This is a genomic window from Streptomyces sp. NPDC087901, from assembly GCF_044742205.1.
Classification (GTDB): Bacteria; Actinomycetota; Actinomycetes; order Streptomycetales; family Streptomycetaceae; genus Streptomyces.
Map to the genome: position 1 here is coordinate 287,454 of NZ_JBIUUC010000007.1, position 18,980 is coordinate 306,433.

Consider the following 18,980-nt stretch of genomic DNA (forward strand, 5'->3'; position numbering starts at 1 on the left):
TCACAGGGCGATGAACGTCGCCACGAGCAGGACCCCGCCCGCGATCCCGGTGCCCCAGGCGGTCCGGGGCAGCCGCAGACCGCCGCCGATCACCAGCGCGGCCAGGATCAGCGCCCCGCCCAGCGGCACCCACGCATGCAGAAAGCCCGGCGTCCCGGTGCGTACCACGTCATCGGTGCCGGGCTTCACGACGACCGGGAACCGGTCGCCCTTACGGGCCGCGACGGACTGGTCCACCGTCACCCGGGAACGCGCCACGGCCCCGTCCGAGGGCGTGAACGGGCCCGTACAGACATCGGCCCCGCAGCCCGTGACCGTCATCGTCCCGTGCTCGCGCCCCTTCGCCAGCACGATGTGATGCGCCGAGTCCCACGAGGACAGCACACCCGCGACGAGCAGCAGCAGGACGACGCAGCCGAGCGCCGCGCTTCGGCCGTACTGCAGGGCGGGGTGGGAGGAGCTGCGCTTCATGGGGGCCGATCCTTGGCCAGGGCCATGCGGTCGGTCAAGCCATGGCTGAAAACAGCATGGTTACCAGCGGGTATGTCGGGATTCGCGCACGCCCGCGCGGCTCAGGAGTTGTACGCGCCCTGCGCGCGCTCCAGCCCCTCGGCCAGCAGACACTCCACCGAGTCCGCCGCCCGGTCCACCAGGAAACCGAGCTCCTTGCGCTCCGTGGACGAGAAGTCCTTCAGTACGAAGTCCGCCACCTGCATCCGCCCCGGCGGACGCCCGATCCCGAACCGGATCCGGTGATACTCGGGTCCCATCGACTTCGTCATCGACTTCAGCCCGTTGTGGCCGTTGTCGCCGCCGCCCAGCTTCAGCCGCAGCGTCCCGTAGTCGATGTCCAGCTCGTCATGGACCGCCACGACGTGGTCGAGCGGCACCTTGTAGAAGTCGCGCAGCGCGGAGACCGGACCGCCGGACAGATTCATGTACGACATCGGCTTGGCCACCACCACCCGGCGGCTCGACGGGCCGGGCGGGCCGATCCGTCCCTCCAGCACCTGCGCCTGGGCCTTGGGAGCCCGCTTGAACTTCCCGCCGATCCGCTCCGCGAGCAGGTCGGCGACCATGAACCCGACGTTGTGCCGGTTCGCCGCATACTCGGGACCGGGATTCCCCAGGCCCACGATCAGCCAGGGGTCGTTGGCGTCGGACATCGCGCTGGGTCTCCTCGCGTACGGGCGGGTGGCGGCAGGAACAGGGAAACGGGGCGGCAGACCCCTCGGAAGGAGACCGCCGCCCCGTCAGTCAAGCAGGTGGGGCGAGGCTCAGGCCTCGGTGCCCGCGGCCTCGGTGCCCTCGGCGGCCGGCTCCTCGGCCTGCGCGGCGACGACCTGGAGCACGACGGCGTCCTCGTCACCGGCCAGCACGGAACCCGCGGGCAGCGGGATGTCCTTGGCGAGGATCGAGTCGCCGGCGTCCAGGCCCGCGACGGAGACCGTGACGGACTCGGGGATGTGGGTGGCCTCGGCCTCGACGAGCAGGGTGTTCTGCACGTACTCGAGGAGGTTGCCGCCCGGGGCCAGCTCGCCCTCGACGTGCACCGCGATCTCGACCTCGACCTTTTCGCCGCGCTTCACGGTCAGCAGGTCGACGTGCTCGATGTTGCCCTTGAGGGCGTTGCGCTGCACGGCCTTCGGGATGACCAGGGCGTCCTTGCCGTCGATCTCGAGACCGATCAGGACGTTGGCGGTGCGGAGCGCGAGGTGCAGCTCGTGAGCCGGCAGCGTGATGTGGACCGCTTCGGCGCCGTGGCCGTAGATGACCGCGGGGACCAGGTTGGCGCGACGGGTACGGCGGGCAGCGCCCTTGCCGAACTCGGAACGGACCGCGGCGTTGAGCTTGATCTCGGCCATGACTGCACTCCTCGTAAGGTGACAAAACTGCGGATGGTCACCCGGCCCACGACAGGCCTGCTACGAAGAGCGCGTCGATAACGGACCGCCGTACCTATGGGTACGGCCTCCCTCGCCGAGCAACTCGCTGAGTCTACCCGGCGGGGAGGCCGCACCCAAAGTGGATCTTCTGTGACGCTTTCCGCCAGGGGCGGAAGTGCCTACTGCTCCTCGAAGAGGCTCGTGACCGAACCGTCCTCGAACACCTCGCGCACCGCGCGCGCGATCGTCGGCGCGATCGAGAGCACCGTGATCTTGTCGAGCTCCAGCTCGCCCGGGGTCGGCAGGCTGTCCGTGAAGACGAACTCGCTGACCTTCGAGTTCTTCAGCCGGTCGGCGGCCGGACCCGAGAGCACGCCGTGCGTCGCCGTCACTATGACGTCCTCGGCACCGTGTGCGAACAGGGCGTCGGCGGCGGCGCAGATGGTGCCACCCGTGTCGATCATGTCGTCGACCAGGACACAGACCCGGCCCTTCACGTTGCCGACGACCTCGTGGACGCTGACCTGGTTGGGTACGTCCTTGTCGCGGCGCTTGTGCACGATCGCCAGCGGAGCGTCCAGACGGTCGCACCAGCGGTCGGCGACACGGACCCGGCCGGCGTCCGGCGACACGATCGTCAGCTTCGAACGGTCGACCTTCGCACCGACGTAGTCGGCCAGGATCGGCAGCGCGAAGAGGTGGTCGACCGGGCCGTCGAAGAAGCCCTGGATCTGGTCGGTGTGCAGGTCGACGGTGAGGATGCGGTCCGCACCCGCCGTCTTCATCAGGTCCGCGATCAGACGCGCCGAGATCGGCTCACGGCCACGGTGCTTCTTGTCCTGACGGGCGTAGCCGTAGAACGGCACGATCACCGTGATGGAGCGGGCCGACGCGCGCTTCAGCGCGTCCAGCATGATCAGCTGCTCCATGATCCACTTGTTGATCGGAGCCGTGTGGCTCTGGATCAGGAAGCAGTCGGCGCCGCGAGCGGACTCCTGGAAGCGGACGTAGATCTCACCGTTGGCGAAATCGAAGGCCTTCGTCGGCACGAGGCCCACACCCAGTTGGTGCGCAACCTCCTCGGCCAGCTCGGGGTGGGCGCGGCCGGAGAAGAACATCAGTTTCTTCTCGCCGGTCGTCTTGATCCCGGTCACAGCACAGTCTCCTCAGACGTGTATCTGGCGCTGCACGCAGATGTCCCGATGTGCAACGAGCCAGCCGAAATGGGGTGAGCATCTATCACGGTACGCCGTGCGAGGCGCACCTGTTTCCGGTCAGCTTTCGCTGCCGGTGTCCTCTGTTGCGGCCTGGGCGGCCTGCGCGGCCGCGCTGCCCGGACGCTTACGGGCCACCCAACCCTCGATATTCCTTTGCTGGCCACGGGCCACGGCCAGCGAACCGGCAGGCACGTCCTTCGTGATGACCGAGCCCGCCGCGGTGTAGACGCCGTCCCCGACCGTGACAGGCGCCACAAACATATTGTCCGAACCGGTACGGCAGTGAGAACCGATCGTCGTGTGGTGCTTGTTCACGCCGTCGTAGTTCACGAAGACGCTCGCGGCACCGATGTTGGTGTGGTCGCCGATGGTCGCGTCCCCGACATAGGACAGGTGGGGGACCTTCGTCCCCTCCCCGATCGTGGCGTTCTTCATCTCCACGTAGGTACCGGCCTTGGCCTTCGCGCCGAGCTTCGTGCCCGGCCGCAGGTACGCGAACGGGCCGACCGTCGCGCCCGGACCGACCTCGGCCCCGTCCGCGACCGTGTTGTCCACCCGCGCACCCGCCCCGACGACGGTGTCCTTCAGCCGCGAGTTCGGGCCGACCTCGGCGTCCTCCGCGAGATGCGTGGTCCCCAGGAGCTGGGTGCCCGGGTGCACGAGCGCGTCCGGCTCGTACGTCACGGTGGCGTCGATCAGTGTGGACGCCGGGTCCACCACGGTCACGCCCGCCGTCATCGCCCGCTCCAGCAGCCGCTGGTTCAGCAGCCGGCGGGCCTCGGCGAGCTGCACCCGGTTGTTGATCCCGAGGATCTCCCGATGGTCGGCGGCTACCGACGCGCCCACCCGGTGCCCGGCCGCACGCAGGATGGAGAGCACGTCGGTGAGGTACTCCTCGCCCTGGCTGTTGTCCGTACGCACCTTGCCGAGCGCTTCCGTGAGGAGCTGCCCGTCGAACGCGAACACCCCGGAGTTGATCTCTCGGATGGCGCGCTGCGCGTCGGTGGCGTCCTTGTGTTCGACGATCTCGGTGACCGCGCCGGTCGCAGCATCGCGGACGATCCGGCCGTAGCCGGTCGCGTCGGGGACCTCCGCGCTGAGCACGGTGACGGCGTTGGCGTCGGCGGCGTGGGTGGCGGCGAGCGCGGCGAGCGTCCCGCCGGACAGCAGCGGGGTGTCGCCGCAGACGACGATCACGGTGCCCTCGACGGTCCCGCCCAGCTCGTCGAGCCCGACACGTACCGCGTTCCCGGTGCCCTTCTGCTCAGCCTGGTAGGCGGTGCGCACCTGGGCGTCCGCTGCGGTGAGGTGGGCGGTGACCTGCTCGCTCGCGTGGCCGACGACCACGACGAGGTGCTGCGGGTCCAGCTCGCGGGAGGCTGCGACGACGTGTCCGACGAGCGAGCGCCCGGAGATCTCGTGCAGGACCTTGGGGGTCTTCGACTTCATGCGGGTGCCCTCACCCGCTGCGAGGACGACGACGGCTGCCGGGCGTACGGAGCTCACGGATATGCCCTTCGGCTTCGGGTGGTGGACATCCGCAGGATACCGGGGGGTGCTGTGCCGGACATGGGTGCGGGCCCCGACCGGTGAGGTCGGGGCCCGCGACGAGAGGCTCCCCCACCAGGACTCGAACCCGGACAAATAGCACCAAAAGCTACTGTGCTGCCAATTACACCATGGGGGAACAAAGGCGAACTAACCGGACATTGCGTCAGGTCGCCGGATCGGCACCCAACACTATGCCGTACCACCGGCCTTCGACGCGACGGTATAGGTCTGTCCTTTCGCCGGGACGAACCACCGCTCATTCGAATCCGTTCGACGGCGCGACGTGCTGTGCAGGTCACCCGAAAATGAGGTGCACCCGCCCGTACGCTGGATGCCATGACCGCAACGGGGGCAGACCGGGAAGCGGCGGGACCGACCACCCGCGGCTACTGGTGGTGGGAACGGCGACGGAGTGTCGCACTGGATGTGGGACTGGCGCTGGTATCGGCGCTGGAGTGTGCGCTGGAAGGGGTGGATTTCGCAGGGGACACCGGGCTGCCGGTGCCGCTGGGGGTGATGTTCGGGCTGTTCGCCGGGGCCGTGCTGCTGGTACGGCGGAAGTGGCCCATCGCCGTGGTGCTCGTGTCGATCGCGACGACGCCGGCCGAGATGGGCTTCCTGATGGGCCTGGTCGGCCTCTACACGCTGGCCGCGTCCGATGTGCCGCGCCGGATCACCGCCGTACTCATGAGCATGTCGCTCGTGGGGACGTTCATCGTCACGTACGTGCGTCTGCGGCAGGGCGTGAACGCCAACGCGGACTTCGGTCCCGGCGACTGGTACGTCCCGATGCTGTCCCTCTTCATGGCGGTGGGCCTGACCGCGCCGCCGGTGCTGTTCGGCCTCTACATAGGGGCGCGGCGCCGGCTGATGGAGAGCCTGCGGGAGCGGGCGGACTCGCTGGAGCGGGAGCTGTCGCTGCTCGCCGACCGGGCGGAGGAGCGGGCGGAGTGGGCGCGTACGGAGGAGCGGAACCGGATCGCCCGTGAGATGCACGACGTGGTCGCGCACCGGGTGAGCCTGATGGTGGTCCACGCGGCGGCTCTGCAGGCGGTGGCGCCGAAGGATCCGGCGAAGGCGGTGCGCAACGCGGCGCTGGTGGGTGACATGGGGCGACAGGCGTTGACGGAGCTGCGCGAGATGCTCGGTGTGCTGCGTACCGGGGATCCGATGATGGCGCGGGTGACGAAGGTGCCGCTCGCTTCCGTGGGCCGTGCGGTGCCGGCGGCGACGGAGGACGGACCGCGGCTGGACGAGATGGAGACCCTGGTGGGGGAGTCGCGGGCGGCGGGGATGACGGTGGAACTGTCGGTGGAGGGGGATGCGCGTGCGTACGCGCCCGAGGTCGAGCAGACGGCGTACCGGGTGGTGCAGGAGGCCCTGACGAACGTGCACAAGCACGCGGCGGGCGCGAAGACGTGGGTGCGGCTGGCGCACCGGGCCTCCGAGGTCGCCATGCAGGTGGAGAACGGCCCGTCGGACGCGGCCACGGCGGATGCGGGGCTGCCCAGCGGGGGCAACGGGCTGCTCGGCATGCGGGAACGTGTGCTGGGGCTGGGGGGCGTCTTCGTGTCAGGCCCGACGGATGCGGGTGGCTTCCGGGTGTCGGCGGTCCTGCCGGACGCCGGCGCCGCGTAGCGGCGCCGCGTCCTCGGCCCGGGACCGGGCGTCAGCCCGAGACCAGGCGTTCCGGCTGGATGCCGGTGACGAGTGTGGCGAGGGCGCCGTCGATGTCCGGCCCGAGGTACCAGTCGCCGGTGTGGTCGATGCTGTAGACCCGTCCGTCCGCGTCGATGGCGAGTACGGCCTGTCCGTCCCCTTCTTCGCCCAGGGGCGCGACTTCCGTTTCCAGGGCGCGTCCGAGGTCTCCCAGGGTCCGGGCCAGGTGGAGTCCGCGCAGCGGGTCGATCCGTACCGACGCCGGAGCGATCTGCCGGCCCGGTGCGGTGGCGGTGATGTGCAGTCCGCCGAATTCGGCCCAGGCCTCCACCGCGGCGGGGAAGACGGCGTGCTGGTGTCCGGCGGGTGAGGCGTGGGAGCGCAGGGCGTCGGCCCACTCCTCGGCCTGGCGGATGTCCCAGCGGCCGGGCTGCCAGCCGGCGGCGCGCAGGGCGGCGTCGACCGCGACGGGGAAGCGGGTGGAGCTGTGGCGGTCCTGGTCGGCCGGGCCTGTCTGTGCGGGTAGGTCGGTTCGGTCGCGCATGGGGGCGTGGTCAGCCCTTCTCGGCGGTGGTCGCCGTTCCGGTCGTGGTGAGGTCGACGGGACGTACGCCGAAGTGGGCGAGCATGACGGAGCAGGAGCGGCAGGGAGCTGCGTAGCTGCCGTGGAGGGGGTCGCCGTCCTCGCGGATGCGGCGTGCGGTGAGCCGGGCGTGCTTGAGCGCGCGCCGGGCCTCGCCGTTGGTGAGGGGCTTGCGCTGGGCGCGCTTGGAGCGGCCGGTCTCGGCGGCGGTGAGGTGCCGGGAGAGCAGTATGGCTTCGGGGCAGCGGCCGGTGAACCGTTCGCGTTGTCCGCTCGGGAGGGTGTCGAGGAAGTCCTGGACGAGGTGGTGGAGTACCGGTGGCTGGTCGCCCTTGCCCGCGGTGCAGGTGAGGGTTTCGCCGCGTACGGACAGCGCTGCGGCCACCGCGGGCAGGATGCCGTCGCGGCGGTGGGCCAGCCGGGGTGGGCGGCCGGTCTCGTCGCTGCTCCAGCTGAGTCGTGGGTCCCCGGTGGTGACGGTCTGTGCGGAGTGTGCGGTGTGCATGGTGCTGTGTCCCTCCCGTGCCCGCAGCGGCTGCTGCCGAATGTGCACGCCCCCGTGTATGCGGGTGACAGCCTGCCAAATGTGTCGGGTCCTGTGAAAGCTGGGTCGGTGAAACGTGTCTGCGTGTCGCGATTCAGTGGCCTGTTCGTCGCCCGTCCGTCACCCCGTTGTGACGGTTGGTGACGGAAGTGGTCGTGAGGCGGAGGGGCGGGGTCTGTTACGGGCTCACCGCATAGGCTGTGCCTGGACCGCCCCCGTGGGCAGGTCGGTCCTCATCAGCCAGACGCAGCAGGGGGCAACCGCCATGACGACAGGTCGGCTCGGGCAGCAAGCCGCGCCACCGAACGCGGCCTACGCCGGGCAGCTCGTGCACTTCCCGGATCCGGTCCGGGCGTCCCGCCACCCCAGAGGTGTGCGCATGGACGGGAACGGCTGTCCGGACTTCGCGCCGTACGCGCGCGCCGCCGCGGAGATCGCAGAACCTCCGCAGGGCTTCGGTGTGGACGAGCTGCGGCTCACGGACTACGTGTCGGCGAACGCGGCGCTGGCGGCGAGCGGGCACGAACTGTGGGGCACGATTCCCGCGGTGGCCACTCCGCACGGCTGGACCTGGCATCACGTGCCGGGCAGCCGGCGGATGGAGCTGGTTCCGGTCGAGGTGAAGGCGTTGCTGCGGCATCACGGCGGCCTGGCGACGACCGCGGTGGACCAGAACAAGCGGGGCACGCGTCCACTGCAGGAGACCCGGCCCGCGCACTTCCGGTTGCCGAAGGGCGCCGTGGCGGTGAGCGAGCAGCAGATCCAGGGCGTCGAGGAGGACCTCGGCTACCGGCTGCCGGGTGCGTACCGCTCGTTCCTGAAGGCGGCGGGCGGTTCGGCTCCGGTGGGTACGGCCCTGGACGCGGAGCTCGGTCTTCTGGTCGACCAGCCGTTCTTCACGGTGCGTGAGGAAGCCGGGGTGAACGACCTGGTGTACGTGAACAAGTGCCTGCGGGACCATCTGACCAAGGACTACCTCGGGGTCGGTTTCGTTCAGGGCGGCATTCTCGCGGTGAAGGTCCGGGGGGATGGCATCGGTTCGGTCTGGTTCTGTGCGTACGACGACGCGCGTGACCAGGACGGCTGGAGCGTGCAGGAGCGGGTGGACCGGCTGCTGCTGCCGTGCGGCGCTGATTTCGACGCGTTCCTCCAGCGCCTCGCGGGCAATCCGCCCGAGCTGGAGACGGTGGCGAACCTGATGGTGGACGGCGGCTTCGCGCGCGCCGTCCCGGTGGAGGGGTGAGCGCGATGGTGACCTTTGCGCAGGCGCAGGAGCGCGCGGACGAGTGGGTCAACGGTGACGTTCCCGGGTACCAGCACCGGGAGGTGCGGGTGCGCGAGTTCGAGCTGGGCTTCGTGGTGTGGGCCGAGGACCGTGCCGAGGGCCCGGTGTCGGACGGTGGCCGGCAGCGGCTGGTGATCGCCCGGGACAGTGGCGAGGCGACGTTGTGGCCGGGGCTGCCGGTGGGTGAGGTGATCCGGCGGTACGAGGAGGAGTACGGGTCGTCGGACGGTGCGCCGCCGGCCCCCGAGCCGCCGCAGCGTATCGATCTGAATCAGACGTCGTTCCTGTTGAGCCCGCCGGAGTGGCTCCAGGAGGCGGCGGACAAGCTGGGCATCCCGGACCGGCGGGCGGAAGCGGCGGGTCAGGTGTCTCCGCCCGCGGCCCCGTCCCCTTCTCCTTCCCCTTCTCCTTCCGCGCAGGGCGGGCCGGTTCCGTACGAGCCGACCGCTGCTTCGGACGGGCGGGCGTCCGCGCCGCAGCCGCCCGTCGGGGCTACTCCGTGGGCGGGTACCGACACGAATGCGGGTTCCGACGAGGGTGAGGTGGGGCTGCCCGCCACCGTGTTCGCGCCGCCGCTCTCGGGTGCGGACGACGAGGGCGCGCCGCCCCGGGTGGTGCCGGCCGACGCACCGACCGCACTGATGTCGGGCGGCAGCGGGCTGCCTCCGACGGCGATCGCCCCGGGTCTGCCCCCGCGGGGCGGCCCTTCGGCCCCGCCCGCGCCGGTTCACGGCGGTCCCGGCGCTCCGCCGCCGGCTCCGGTGCCGGGCAGTCCCGCGCCGAACCGTGCCGCCGGTCCGGGCCCTCGTGCCGGTGACATCTCGGACGAGGCGACCAGCAAGGCGGTCGTTCCGCCGCGCGGCGCGCGTGGTGGCGGCTCGACGACTCCGCCGCCGCCCGGTGCCCCGGGCACTCCGGGCGCCCGGCCGGGCGGTGCGCCGCTGCCGCCGCCGTCGGGGCCGGGTACGCCGGGTGCTCCGGCGGGTGGGTACGTGCCGACGCAGCTCGTGTCGCAGCTGGGCCCGCCCGGTGCGCCGCAGCCTCCGGCGCCCCCGGCGCCGCCCGGTTCCACGCCGCCGCCCGGTGGTGGCAACGTGCACCACGCGGCGACGATGTTCGCCGAGCCGGGCATGGTCGGGCCGTCGGCTCCGCGGCCGCCCGGGGTTCCCGGTGCGCCGCAGCCTCCGGCGCCTCCGCCGCCGCCCGGTTCCACGCCGCCGCCCGGTGGTGGCAACGTGCACCATGCCGCGACGATGTTCGCCGAGCCGGGCATGGTCGGGCCGTCGGCTCCGCGGCCGCCGGGTCCGCCCGGTCCGCCCGGTCCGCCCGGTCCGCCGGGGGTGCCGATGGGTCAGGGCGGTTCGCTGGGCGGGGCCCCCGGTCCCGTACCGCCGCCGGGTCACACCCCGCCGCCGGCGTACGGCTCTGCGCAGGCGCCGGCCGGTCAGCCGACCGTCGGTCCCGGCTACCAGGCCGTGCTGCGCTACCGCGGACCGGACGGCAGCGAACAGCAGCTGATCCGTCGTTCGGCGCCGGGCACTCCGCACCCCGAGTGGCAGATGCTGCACGAGCTGCGGGCCATGAACGTGCCGCCGCAGCAGGTCATCGAGCTGCACACGGAGCTGGAGTCGTGCGAGCTGCCGGGTGGTTACTGCGCGCGGATGATCCGCGAGACGTGGCCGCAGGTACGGATCACGAGCGTCGCTCCCTACGGCACGGATCACGCGAGCCGGCAGCAGGGCATGCAGCATCTGCTCACGCATCAGGGGGAGCTGCACCAGGTCGCGGACGGTCCGGCGCGTCCGGCGCCGGTGCGGGCTCCGCTGCCGCAGGTGCCGCCCGCGATGCAGGTGGCGCCGGAGGCCATTGCGGAGGAGATGCTCCAGACGTTCGGCCCGCAGGGGGTGCTGCGCTTCGATCAGCGTGCCGTGTCCCGGCAGGGTGTGCCGGAGATCGTGGCGCGGACGCTGGTGTGGGCGGGACTGCCGGCCGACTTCGGGCCCTTCTTCTGGGCGCAGCCGGGTCAGCCCGTGGTGCCGACGCTGGCGGAGCTGGCCGCGCAGCGGCAGGTGCAGGCGGCTCCTGACGCGGGGTCGTATCTGGTGATGGGTTCGGACTTCGGCCGGGCGATCTGTGTGCAGTACGGGACGGCGAACATCGTGGCCGTGCCGGTGGAGGCGGGTCCGGGCGGGCAGTCGGTGGCGCCGCAGTTCGTGAACACGGGGCTGCCGGAGTTCGCGCGTTGCATGGCGTTGCTCGGCCGGATGTGGCGGCTGCGGTTCGGGTTGAATCCTGAGCAGGCGGGTCGCTGGACGGTCGACTTCCAGGCCCAGCTGGTGGCCTTGGACCCGGCGGCCCTGGCGTCGCCGGAGAGCTGGTGGTCGGTGCTGCTGGAGCAGATGTGGGACGGGCTGATCTGACGGGCCGGTCTGCGCGGTGGTGCCGGGGTGTGGCGCCTCTTCCCTGCGGGGGAGGGGCGCCACACCCCTTCTGTGACCTGTGATGCCTGTCGCTTCCGTCCGGAAAGCATCGAATCGATTCCGACTTCCGGGCCAATTGCCGCATCCTTGACGTATTGCTCGATGGTCGGTAGTCGGAAAGAGGCGTCAAGGATGAGTTCTGCACCGGTGTCCGCGCACGGCTTCGTCGGCGTACGCGGACGTGGTTACCGCCCGGAGCAGGTGGACCGGACGGTGGCCACCCTGTCGGCGGAGCGGGACGGGGCGCTGGAGCAGGTGGCCGCGCTGACGGCGCTTGCGGAGCGGCTGGTGGCCGAGTCGGCCAGGCTGGACGAGGCCGTCGCCGCGCTGGCCCCGCAGGACTACGCGTCGTTGGGGGAGCGGGCGCAGCAGATCCTGGCGCTTGCCGAGGGTGAGGCGGAGACGGTCGTGGCCGCGGCCCAGGAGGAGTCGCAGGCGCTGCGGGACGAGGTGGACGCGGCGGCGCGGGCCCTGCGCGAGTCGGCCAGGGTCGATGCGGAGGCGATGCGGTCGGCCGCGACGGGCCATGCCGAGAAGGTGCTGGCCGCTGCCGAGGGTGCGGCCGGTGAGGCGCTGGCCGCGGCCCGGCTTGAGGCGGCGCAGGTGCGCGAGGAGGCGGAGGCCGCGATGGAGGTGACCCGCAGCCGTACGGCGAGTGTGCTGGCCCATCAGGAGCAGGAGCACGCCGATCGCTGGAAGACCGCCGGGCAGGAGCTGGCGGATGCCGAGGCGGCGCAGTCGGCGGACCACGTGGAGTCGACGGAGCGGGCGGAGGCCGGGCTGGCCGGGGCGCGGCGTGCGCTGGCCGAGGCCGAGGAGGCCGCGCGGCACGGCCAGGAGGACGCGGAGGCGCAGGGGGCGGAGCTGATCGCGGAGGCCCGGGTGCGCGAGGAGCGGGTGGTGCGGGAGACGGAGCGGATCCTGCGCGAGCACGAGGAGGGGCGCGAGGACGTGCAGGCGCACATGGCGCACGTGCGTAACTCGCTGGCGGCGCTGACCGGGCGGGTGGCTCCGGCGGAGGACTGAGGGTCCTCGCGCCGAGTGGTTGTCGCCCCCGCGCCCGCCCCGCCGTCGGCGGGGGCTCGCGTGCGGGGCCGGGTCAGGGGCGCGGCCAGGGGCGCTTGGAGAGTTGCTCGATGCTGCTGTTGAAGCGCTTGAGGTAGCCGGCGAAGGCGGCGATGTCGTCGTCCGGCCAGTCGTTCATGACCTGGTCCAGGGACTGGACGACACGCTCGCGTTCTGCGTCGAGGAGCTCGGCGCCCTGGTCGGTGATGCGGAACTTGCGGGCCATGCCGCCGTCGGGGTCGGCGATGCGTTCCGCCAGTCCGGCGCGGGTCACGGCGGCGGTCTGGCGGTTGAGGGTGGAGGCGTCGAGGCCGAAGGCGTCGCTCAGTTCGCCGTTGGACATGGGGCCCTGGACGCGGAGGCGGCTCAGCAGGATGTAGGCGCTCCGGTCCAGGAGGGCGTACTTGTGGCGTCCGCCCCGGTGGTCGGCGAGGCTGTGGCGGCCGAGCAGCATCTGCTCGTACTCCACTTCTTCGGTGGGTCTCGGCATGTCTGCGGCCTCCTGCTTCTGCGCCGGGATCGGTCGCGCGTCGGGTTCTGAGCGGCGGCCCATGCTCTCACGTGGTGTGCACTGGACACATGGTGTGTATGACACATCGGACATGTACGATGCACGTCGCTGTCCCGGTAGACGGGACCACGACCCCCAAGGAGTCTCTCCTCATGGATGCCCCCCAGCCGACAGCCAGATCGGGCGGCGTGGTCGCCACGCTCGCCTTCGCCGGCACCGTGGCGGCGGTCATGCAGACCCTGGTCACGCCGCTCATCGCCGAACTGCCGAAGCTCCTCGACACGAACTCCTCCAACGCCGCCTGGGTGATCACGGTCACCCTGCTGGTCTCGGCGGTGTGCGTCCCGGTCTCCGGGCGGCTGGGCGACCTGCTGGGCAAGCGCCGGATGCTGCTCGTGTGCTCGGTGCCGCTGTTCGTCGGCTCGGTGGTCTGCGCGCTCTCGTCCACCGTCATTCCCATGATCGTCGGGCGTGGTCTGCAGGGCATGGGCATGGGCATGGTGCCGCTCGGTATCGCCCTGCTGCGTGACGTGGTGCCGAGGGAGAAGCTGAGTTCCTCCATCGCCCTGGTCAGTGCCTCCCTCGGGATCGGCGGCGCCCTCGGCCTGCCGATCGCTTCGGCGGTCGCCCAGTACGCGAACTGGCGGGTGCTGTTCTGGGGCTCCGCCGTGCTGGCCCTCGCGATCTCCGCGCTGGTCTGGTTCCTGATCCCGGACGTCCCGGCCGCCGCCAAGGGGCAGCGTTTCGACGTGCCCGGTGCCCTCGGCCTGGCCGTCGGTCTGGTCTGCCTGCTCCTCGCCGTCTCCAAGGGCGCCGAGTGGGGCTGGGCCTCCGCGACGACGGTCGGCCTGTTCGTCGCCTCCGTCGTGGTGCTCATCGGCTGGGGTTTCTGGGAGCTGCGGACCAAGGACCCGCTGGTCGACCTGCGCACCACGGCCCGCCCCCGCGTGCTCATCACCAACCTCGCGTCGCTCTTCGTCGGCTTCGGCATGTACGCCGGCATGCTGATCGCGCCGCAGCTGCTGCAGTTCCCCGAGGCGACCGGCTACGGCCTGGGCCAGTCGATGCTCCAGGCGGGTCTGTGGATGGCCCCCGGCGGCATCATGATGATGATCGTCTCCCCGTTCGGCGGAAAGCTCACCGACGCACGCGGTCCGAAGTTCACGCTGATCAGCGGTGTGCTGGTCATCGCCGCGGCCTATGGCCTGGGCATTCTCCTCATGGGCTCCGCCTGGGGCCTGATGCTGTTCCTCATGGTCAGCAGCAGCGGTGTCGGCCTCGCCTACGGTGCGATGCCCGCCCTGATCATGAGTTCCGTCCCGGCATCCGAGACGGCCGCCGCCAACGGGTTCAACACCCTCATGCGCGCGCTCGGCACGTCCATCGGTGCCGCCGTGATCGGCGCGGTCCTCGCGCAGATGACCACGGAGACGGCCGGCTACAGCTTCACCTCCGAGGCGGGGTTCCGTACCGGCCTGATGTTCGGCTGCGGTGTCGCCCTCGTCGCCGTGCTGATCTCGGCGTTCATCCCGGCCGTCCGCGCGTCCGCCATTGCCGGTGAGACGGCTGACGAGACCGCCTCGCCGGAGGTGGCCGCGGCCAAGGGCTGACCCGGCCCGCGGCCCCGTCGAAGCCGGACAGCCCGGCTCCGGCCCCGCCTTCCCCGCCTCAGCAGAACTGCCCGGCTCCGTCCCCGACAAGGGGCCCGGAGCCGGGCAGTTCTGCGTGATGGCCGGCGAGGCGGGTCTCCCGGGGTGGTGCTGTTCGCACCCGGGGGACCGCTTCGGCAACGGTCTTCGCGCTGGACGGCCTTCGTACTACTTGAGGTCGAGGATCTGTTGCAGCGGGTCGATCGCGAAGTAGATGAGGAAGAGCGTCGCGGTGCCCCAGAGCAGCCAGTGGACTTCACGGGCCTTGCCCAGGCATGCCTTGATGATGACGTAGGTGACGAAACCGGCGCCGATGCCGTTGGTGATGGAGTAGGTCAACGGCATGACGGTGATGGTGAGGAACGCCGGGATGGCGAGGTCGTAGCGGTCCCAGTCGATGTGCTTGACCTGGGTCATCATCAGGAACCCGACCGCGACGAGTGCGGGCGATGCGGCCTGCATGGGCACGATGGTCAGGACCGGGGCGAAGAAGAGGGCCAGGGCGAACATGCCGCCCGTGACGAGGTTGGCGAAGCCGGTACGGGCGCCTTCACCGACACCTGCGGCGGACTCGACATAGGTGGTGGCGGACGACGAGGACGCGGCACCACCGGCGACCGCTGCCGCACCGTCGATGAGCAGGACCCGGCCGAGGCCCGGCACCTGTCCCCGCTCGTCGAGGAGTCCGGCTTCGGCGGTGACGCCGACGACGGTGCCCATCGTGTCGAAGAAGTCCGACAGGATGAGCGTGAAGATGAGCAGGATGACGGTCAGGACGCTGATCTCACCGAACGAGCCCAGCAGGTCGAAATGGCCGAGCAGCCCGAAGTCGGGTGCGGCGACGGGCTTGTCGGGCATGGAGGGGACGGTCAGACCCCAGGACTTCACGTCGGCGAGCGAGTTGATGACGATGGAGAGCACGGTCATCACGACGATGCTGATGAGGATGGCGCCCTTGACCTTGCGGGCGAGGAGGACGATCGTCATGATCACGCCGAGGCAGAAGACGAGCATGGGCCAGCCCGCGAGGGTGCCGGTGCCGAGCTGGACGGGAACGGTGGTGTTCGCGGCGTCCGGAATGCGGGTGACGAACCCGGCGTCGACGAAACCGATGAACGCGATGAACAGGCCGATGCCGACACTGATGGCTTGTTTGAGAGCCTGTGGGATGGCGTGCATGATCGCTTCGCGCAGGCCGGACGCCACGAGGATGCAGATCAGCAGACCCTCGAGCACGATGAGGCCCATCGCGTCGTCCCAGGCCATGAGGGGGGCGACCTGGTACGCGACGACAGCGTTGATGCCCAGCCCCGCTGCCAGGGCGAGCGGCAGGTTGCCGCCTACGCCCATGATCAGGGTCATCACCGCAGCCACGAGGGCGGTGGCGGTCACCAGCTGAACCGTGTCCAGCTGCTCGCCGAACTTGTCCTTCGCGCCGCCGAGAATGATCGGGTTGAGCACGAGGATGTAGGCCATGGTGAAGAAGGTGGCGAAGCCACCGCGAACTTCCCGGCCATAGGTCGATCCGCGTTCGGTGATGCGGAAGAACCGGTCGAGGGCGCTGTCACCGGATCTGGTCGGCGGTATGGCGGCCGGGCTGGTCTTGCTGGGTTGCATGGATACGTCTCCTGGGCCTGCAACGGACAAGGGGGAAGGGGGAGCCGCTACCGCCCGGCATAGGTGTCAGGCAGTTGTGCGAACACACGTGCGGCGCCTTGCGAGCGGATCATACGTGCCATGGCCGCACCCTCAAGAGCCTTACGACATACCGTTGTTGCTGACCCGAATCCGACTGTCGGTTCCTACGGAATCGCCGGTGATCTAATGAGTCAAACCGTGATTCAGGCGACAGCGGACGTGGATTTTCTGGTGACGATGCCCATACGTTCTGTGCGTGCACCCTCCACCCCCTTTCAATGCGCGCGCTGCCCGAGCCCTGCGTGAGAAGCTCGGGATGGCTCACGGCCACGTCGCTTACGCAATGAGGGCCTCCTTCGGGACGGCCCACGTCACCCCGGAACACATAGCGGCGTGGGAACGTGGCACGGCCCTGCCCGATCCGCATGAACTCGCGGCGCTGGCGGGTGCGTTGTGGTGTCACCCCAGCGAGATCATGGGGCACCCGCGCACCTTGCGCGAGCACCGTGTCGCCTGCGGGATATCGGCCGAGGATGTCGCTCGCGGTACGGGCCTCCCTCTGGGTGCCTACGTCCGTATGGAGGAGACCGGCCAGTGGACCGGTGACCAGAGGCAGTCCGCGAAACTCGGCAACCTGCTCCGCCTCCCCCCGCGCGACCACGTCGCCGTCACCGGGCACGAGGACGAACTCGCCCGTCTGCTCACCGAAGCCGTCAGCACCCGCTGGCAGGCGCATGTGCGCGCCATCGCCAAGCTAGTCTCCGTGGACCGCAAACAGCTGCACGAGCCGCTGGACTCCATGTACCACGAGTACCAGGCCCTCATGGCGGCCACCCTGAGCCGGGCCAGTGGCAGCACCGCTTCCGGCGAGGACGGGCGACGCTACGTCGAGGAGATCGTCGACCACTTCTGGGCCAGGCTGCCGGAGTAGCCGCAGCCGGTCCCCGGCAGGGCTGCCCGGAACGCTTCCCGCTGTTCAGTGCTCGGCGGGCTCCGCTGCCTGCCTCCGGAGGGCCCGCACCAGAGCCGCCACCTCGGCATGGGCGCGGCGGTGGCCGGTAGTGGCCACGCCGATGTGCCGGGCCGGCGCCGGCGGCCTGACCGGGACGGTGCGCAGGCCCGGCACCTGCGGTGTCAGCGCGATGGAAGGGATCAGCGAGACTCCCATCCCCGCGGCGACCAGCGAACGGGCGAAGAAGTAGTCGGTCGTCGTGCCGCGTACCTCGGGATCGAAGCCCGCTCTCTCGGCGTAACGACGCAGGTACGCCTCGGTCTTGAGGCAGCCGAGCACCCAGGGTTCGGCAGCCAGCTCGGCCAGGTCGAGTACCTCGCAGCCGGCCAGACGATGCGCCTCGGGCAGGACCACGTGCAGCGGGTCGTCCATGAGTGCGGTCCACTCCAGGGCGGGGCCGCTGCCCGGCTGCCCGGGCAGCGGGCCGTCGAAGTGGTAGGCGAGCGCGACGTCCACGGCGCCCTGGCGGACCAGGGGCAGGCTGTCCTCGGGCTCGAACTCCCGTATATGGACGACGAGTTCGGGGTGCGAAGCCGTCAGCTCGGTGAAGGCGCCGGGGAGCAACAGCCTGCCACCGCTGGTGAACGTGGCGACGGTGAGCTGGACCCGGCCCGTGCCGAGCTCGGCGACCTGCTGCCGTGCGTGCTCGATCTCGGCGGCCACCGACTCGGCCGCACCGACCATGATCCGGCCGGCCGGGGTGAGGCTGACCCCGCGCGTGCTGCGCGTGACGACCTGGGAGCCGAGGCCGCGCTCCAGGGCGGCCACGTGCTGCGAGACGGCCGAGGCGGTGAGGTGCAGGGCTGCCGCCGCCCTGTTGAAGCTGCCGTGCTCCGCCACCGCCCGCAGGACACGGAGCCGCTGCACATCGATCAACAGTTTCCCTTAACGCGTGACCAGTAAGTGAGCACTTCTGCTGGTGACCGTACGTCCTCAGGATGGGGGCATGCAAAGGATCTGCGTCATCGGCGGTAGCCGGTACTTCGGAAAGCTCCTGGTTCAGCGGCTGCACGCCGCCGGGCATCAGGTCACGGTCATCAACCGCGGCTCCACCCCGCCGCCCCCGGGCGTCGAGCACCTCGTCGCCGACCGCGACGACGAGGCCGCCCTCACCGCCGCGCTCGGCACGCGCACCTTCGATGTGGTCGTCGACCAGGTCTGCTACACGCCGGTGCAGGCAGCGATCGCCGTCCGCGCCTTCCGCGGCCGCACCCGGCGGTACGTCATGACGTCCACCATCGAGGTCTACGACCCGGCAACCGCAGCCCTGCCCGCCCATGCGCAGAACACCCCGGTGCCGGAGGAACACGTCGACCCGGCAGCCTGGACCGTGCGGACCGACCTGCCCTGGCACGACGAGACCTACCTGGAGGCCCACTACGCCGAGGGCAAGCGCCAGGCGGAGGCCGTCTTCACCCGCGACGGCCGGTTCGCGTTCGCCTCCGTACGCAGCGCCCACGTACTCGGCGGCGGCGCCCAGGAGTTCACCGGCCGCCTGGCCCACCACGTCGAGCGCCTCGCCCGGGGCGCGGAGATCGTCGTGCACGCGCGGGCGCTGCCCACGGTGTTCATCCACTACGAGGAGCTGGCGGACCTGCTCCGGTGGGCGGCGACGGCCACCGGCTTCACCGGCCCGCTGAACGCCTGCTCCGACGGACTGCTCGACGTACGCGACGTGGCCGCCGTCATCGCCGCCGAAACCGGCCGGCAGCCCGTGTACCGGACCGTCGCCGCAGGCGAGCCGGCTGCCCCGTTCTCCGTCGACCGGCACTACGCCATGAGCAACGACCGCGCGAAGGCGCTGGGCTTCGTCTTCTCGCGCACCGCCGACTGGCTGCCCGGCGCTGCCGCCGAGTCCGTCACCGCGGCCACCACCCCTGCGGTCTGAGGAGCACACCCG

At 70.8% G+C, this 18,980-nt stretch carries 17 protein-coding genes and 1 tRNA gene; 7 read left to right on the forward strand and 11 right to left on the reverse strand.

Annotated features, from left to right (window positions below; all coding sequences use genetic code 11):
* From ACIOEW_RS23350 to ACIOEW_RS23375, 6 genes are all read right to left on the reverse strand, one after another.
* Window positions 1-471: a hypothetical protein gene (locus ACIOEW_RS23350; RefSeq protein ID WP_401965624.1), complete on the reverse strand. Its 471-nt coding sequence runs from the start codon at window positions 469-471 to the stop codon at window positions 1-3.
* A 101-nt stretch (window positions 472-572) separates the two neighbouring features.
* Window positions 573-1,166, reverse strand: coding sequence for an aminoacyl-tRNA hydrolase (gene pth, locus ACIOEW_RS23355; protein WP_362542655.1), 594 nt, complete (start codon window positions 1,164-1,166; stop codon window positions 573-575).
* 111 nt (window positions 1,167-1,277) lie between these two features.
* Window positions 1,278-1,865, reverse strand: coding sequence for a 50S ribosomal protein L25/general stress protein Ctc (locus ACIOEW_RS23360; protein WP_362542658.1), 588 nt, complete (start codon window positions 1,863-1,865; stop codon window positions 1,278-1,280).
* A 200-nt stretch (window positions 1,866-2,065) separates the two neighbouring features.
* Window positions 2,066-3,040: a ribose-phosphate diphosphokinase gene (locus tag ACIOEW_RS23365; RefSeq protein ID WP_148019072.1), complete on the reverse strand. Its 975-nt coding sequence runs from the start codon at window positions 3,038-3,040 to the stop codon at window positions 2,066-2,068.
* 120 nt (window positions 3,041-3,160) lie between these two features.
* Window positions 3,161-4,609: a bifunctional UDP-N-acetylglucosamine diphosphorylase/glucosamine-1-phosphate N-acetyltransferase GlmU gene (gene glmU / locus ACIOEW_RS23370; protein ID WP_362542661.1), complete on the reverse strand. Its 1,449-nt coding sequence runs from the start codon at window positions 4,607-4,609 to the stop codon at window positions 3,161-3,163.
* A 109-nt stretch (window positions 4,610-4,718) separates the two neighbouring features.
* A tRNA-Gln gene (locus tag ACIOEW_RS23375) sits at window positions 4,719-4,790 on the reverse strand.
* A gap of 200 nt (window positions 4,791-4,990) precedes the next feature.
* Here ACIOEW_RS23375 and ACIOEW_RS23380 point away from each other — a divergent pair.
* A complete protein-coding gene (locus ACIOEW_RS23380) occupies window positions 4,991-6,292 on the forward strand; it encodes a histidine kinase (protein ID WP_362542664.1) in 1,302 nt (433 codons plus the stop codon).
* Between the two features lie 31 nt (window positions 6,293-6,323).
* Here ACIOEW_RS23380 and ACIOEW_RS23385 read toward each other — a convergent pair whose 3' ends face one another.
* Window positions 6,324-6,857, reverse strand: a complete 534-nt coding sequence (locus ACIOEW_RS23385; RefSeq protein ID WP_362542667.1) for an SUKH-3 domain-containing protein — start codon at window positions 6,855-6,857, stop codon at window positions 6,324-6,326.
* A 10-nt stretch (window positions 6,858-6,867) separates the two neighbouring features.
* Window positions 6,868-7,401 carry a YwqJ-related putative deaminase gene (locus ACIOEW_RS23390; protein ID WP_362542670.1) on the reverse strand — a complete coding sequence of 178 codons (534 nt, stop codon included), beginning with the start codon at window positions 7,399-7,401 and terminating at the stop codon, window positions 6,868-6,870.
* A 304-nt stretch (window positions 7,402-7,705) separates the two neighbouring features.
* Here ACIOEW_RS23390 and ACIOEW_RS23395 point away from each other — a divergent pair, with 304 nt between their 5' ends.
* The 3 genes from ACIOEW_RS23395 to ACIOEW_RS23405 all read left to right on the forward strand — a co-directional run bounded on the left by ACIOEW_RS23395 (window position 7,706) and on the right by ACIOEW_RS23405 (window position 12,231).
* Window positions 7,706-8,683 carry an SMI1/KNR4 family protein gene (locus ACIOEW_RS23395; protein WP_362542673.1) on the forward strand — a complete coding sequence of 326 codons (978 nt, stop codon included), beginning with the start codon at window positions 7,706-7,708 and terminating at the stop codon, window positions 8,681-8,683.
* A gap of 5 nt (window positions 8,684-8,688) precedes the next feature.
* Entirely contained in the window at window positions 8,689-11,145 is a 2,457-nt protein-coding gene (locus tag ACIOEW_RS23400) for an SUKH-4 family immunity protein (RefSeq protein ID WP_401965627.1), read from the forward strand.
* Window positions 11,146-11,337: 192 nt separating this feature from the next.
* Entirely contained in the window at window positions 11,338-12,231 is an 894-nt protein-coding gene (locus ACIOEW_RS23405) for a cellulose-binding protein (RefSeq protein WP_401965630.1), read from the forward strand.
* A gap of 73 nt (window positions 12,232-12,304) precedes the next feature.
* Here the strand turns inward: ACIOEW_RS23405 and ACIOEW_RS23410 are convergent, their stop codons facing one another.
* Window positions 12,305-12,760 carry a MarR family transcriptional regulator gene (locus tag ACIOEW_RS23410; RefSeq protein WP_362542682.1) on the reverse strand — a complete coding sequence of 152 codons (456 nt, stop codon included), beginning with the start codon at window positions 12,758-12,760 and terminating at the stop codon, window positions 12,305-12,307.
* A 173-nt stretch (window positions 12,761-12,933) separates the two neighbouring features.
* On the opposite strand from ACIOEW_RS23410, the gene ACIOEW_RS23415 reads away from it, so the two are divergent.
* On the forward strand, window positions 12,934-14,391 hold the full coding sequence (locus tag ACIOEW_RS23415) for an MFS transporter (RefSeq protein WP_401965632.1): 1,458 nt from the start codon (window positions 12,934-12,936) through the stop codon (window positions 14,389-14,391).
* A 207-nt stretch (window positions 14,392-14,598) separates the two neighbouring features.
* Here the strand turns inward: ACIOEW_RS23415 and ACIOEW_RS23420 are convergent, their stop codons facing one another.
* Window positions 14,599-16,047, reverse strand: a complete 1,449-nt coding sequence (locus ACIOEW_RS23420) for an NCS2 family permease (protein ID WP_401965633.1) — start codon at window positions 16,045-16,047, stop codon at window positions 14,599-14,601.
* A 337-nt stretch (window positions 16,048-16,384) separates the two neighbouring features.
* On the opposite strand from ACIOEW_RS23420, the gene ACIOEW_RS23425 reads away from it, so the two are divergent.
* Complete coding sequence (locus ACIOEW_RS23425; protein ID WP_401965634.1) at window positions 16,385-16,999, forward strand: helix-turn-helix domain-containing protein; 615 nt, start codon at window positions 16,385-16,387, stop codon at window positions 16,997-16,999.
* Window positions 17,000-17,044: 45 nt separating this feature from the next.
* Here ACIOEW_RS23425 and ACIOEW_RS23430 read toward each other — a convergent pair whose 3' ends face one another.
* Window positions 17,045-17,956, reverse strand: coding sequence for a LysR family transcriptional regulator (locus tag ACIOEW_RS23430; protein ID WP_401965636.1), 912 nt, complete (start codon window positions 17,954-17,956; stop codon window positions 17,045-17,047).
* Between the two features lie 70 nt (window positions 17,957-18,026).
* Here ACIOEW_RS23430 and ACIOEW_RS23435 point away from each other — a divergent pair, with 70 nt between their 5' ends.
* Window positions 18,027-18,968, forward strand: a complete 942-nt coding sequence (locus tag ACIOEW_RS23435; RefSeq protein WP_401965638.1) for an NAD-dependent epimerase/dehydratase family protein — start codon at window positions 18,027-18,029, stop codon at window positions 18,966-18,968.
* Window positions 18,969-18,980 lie beyond the last annotated feature (12 nt).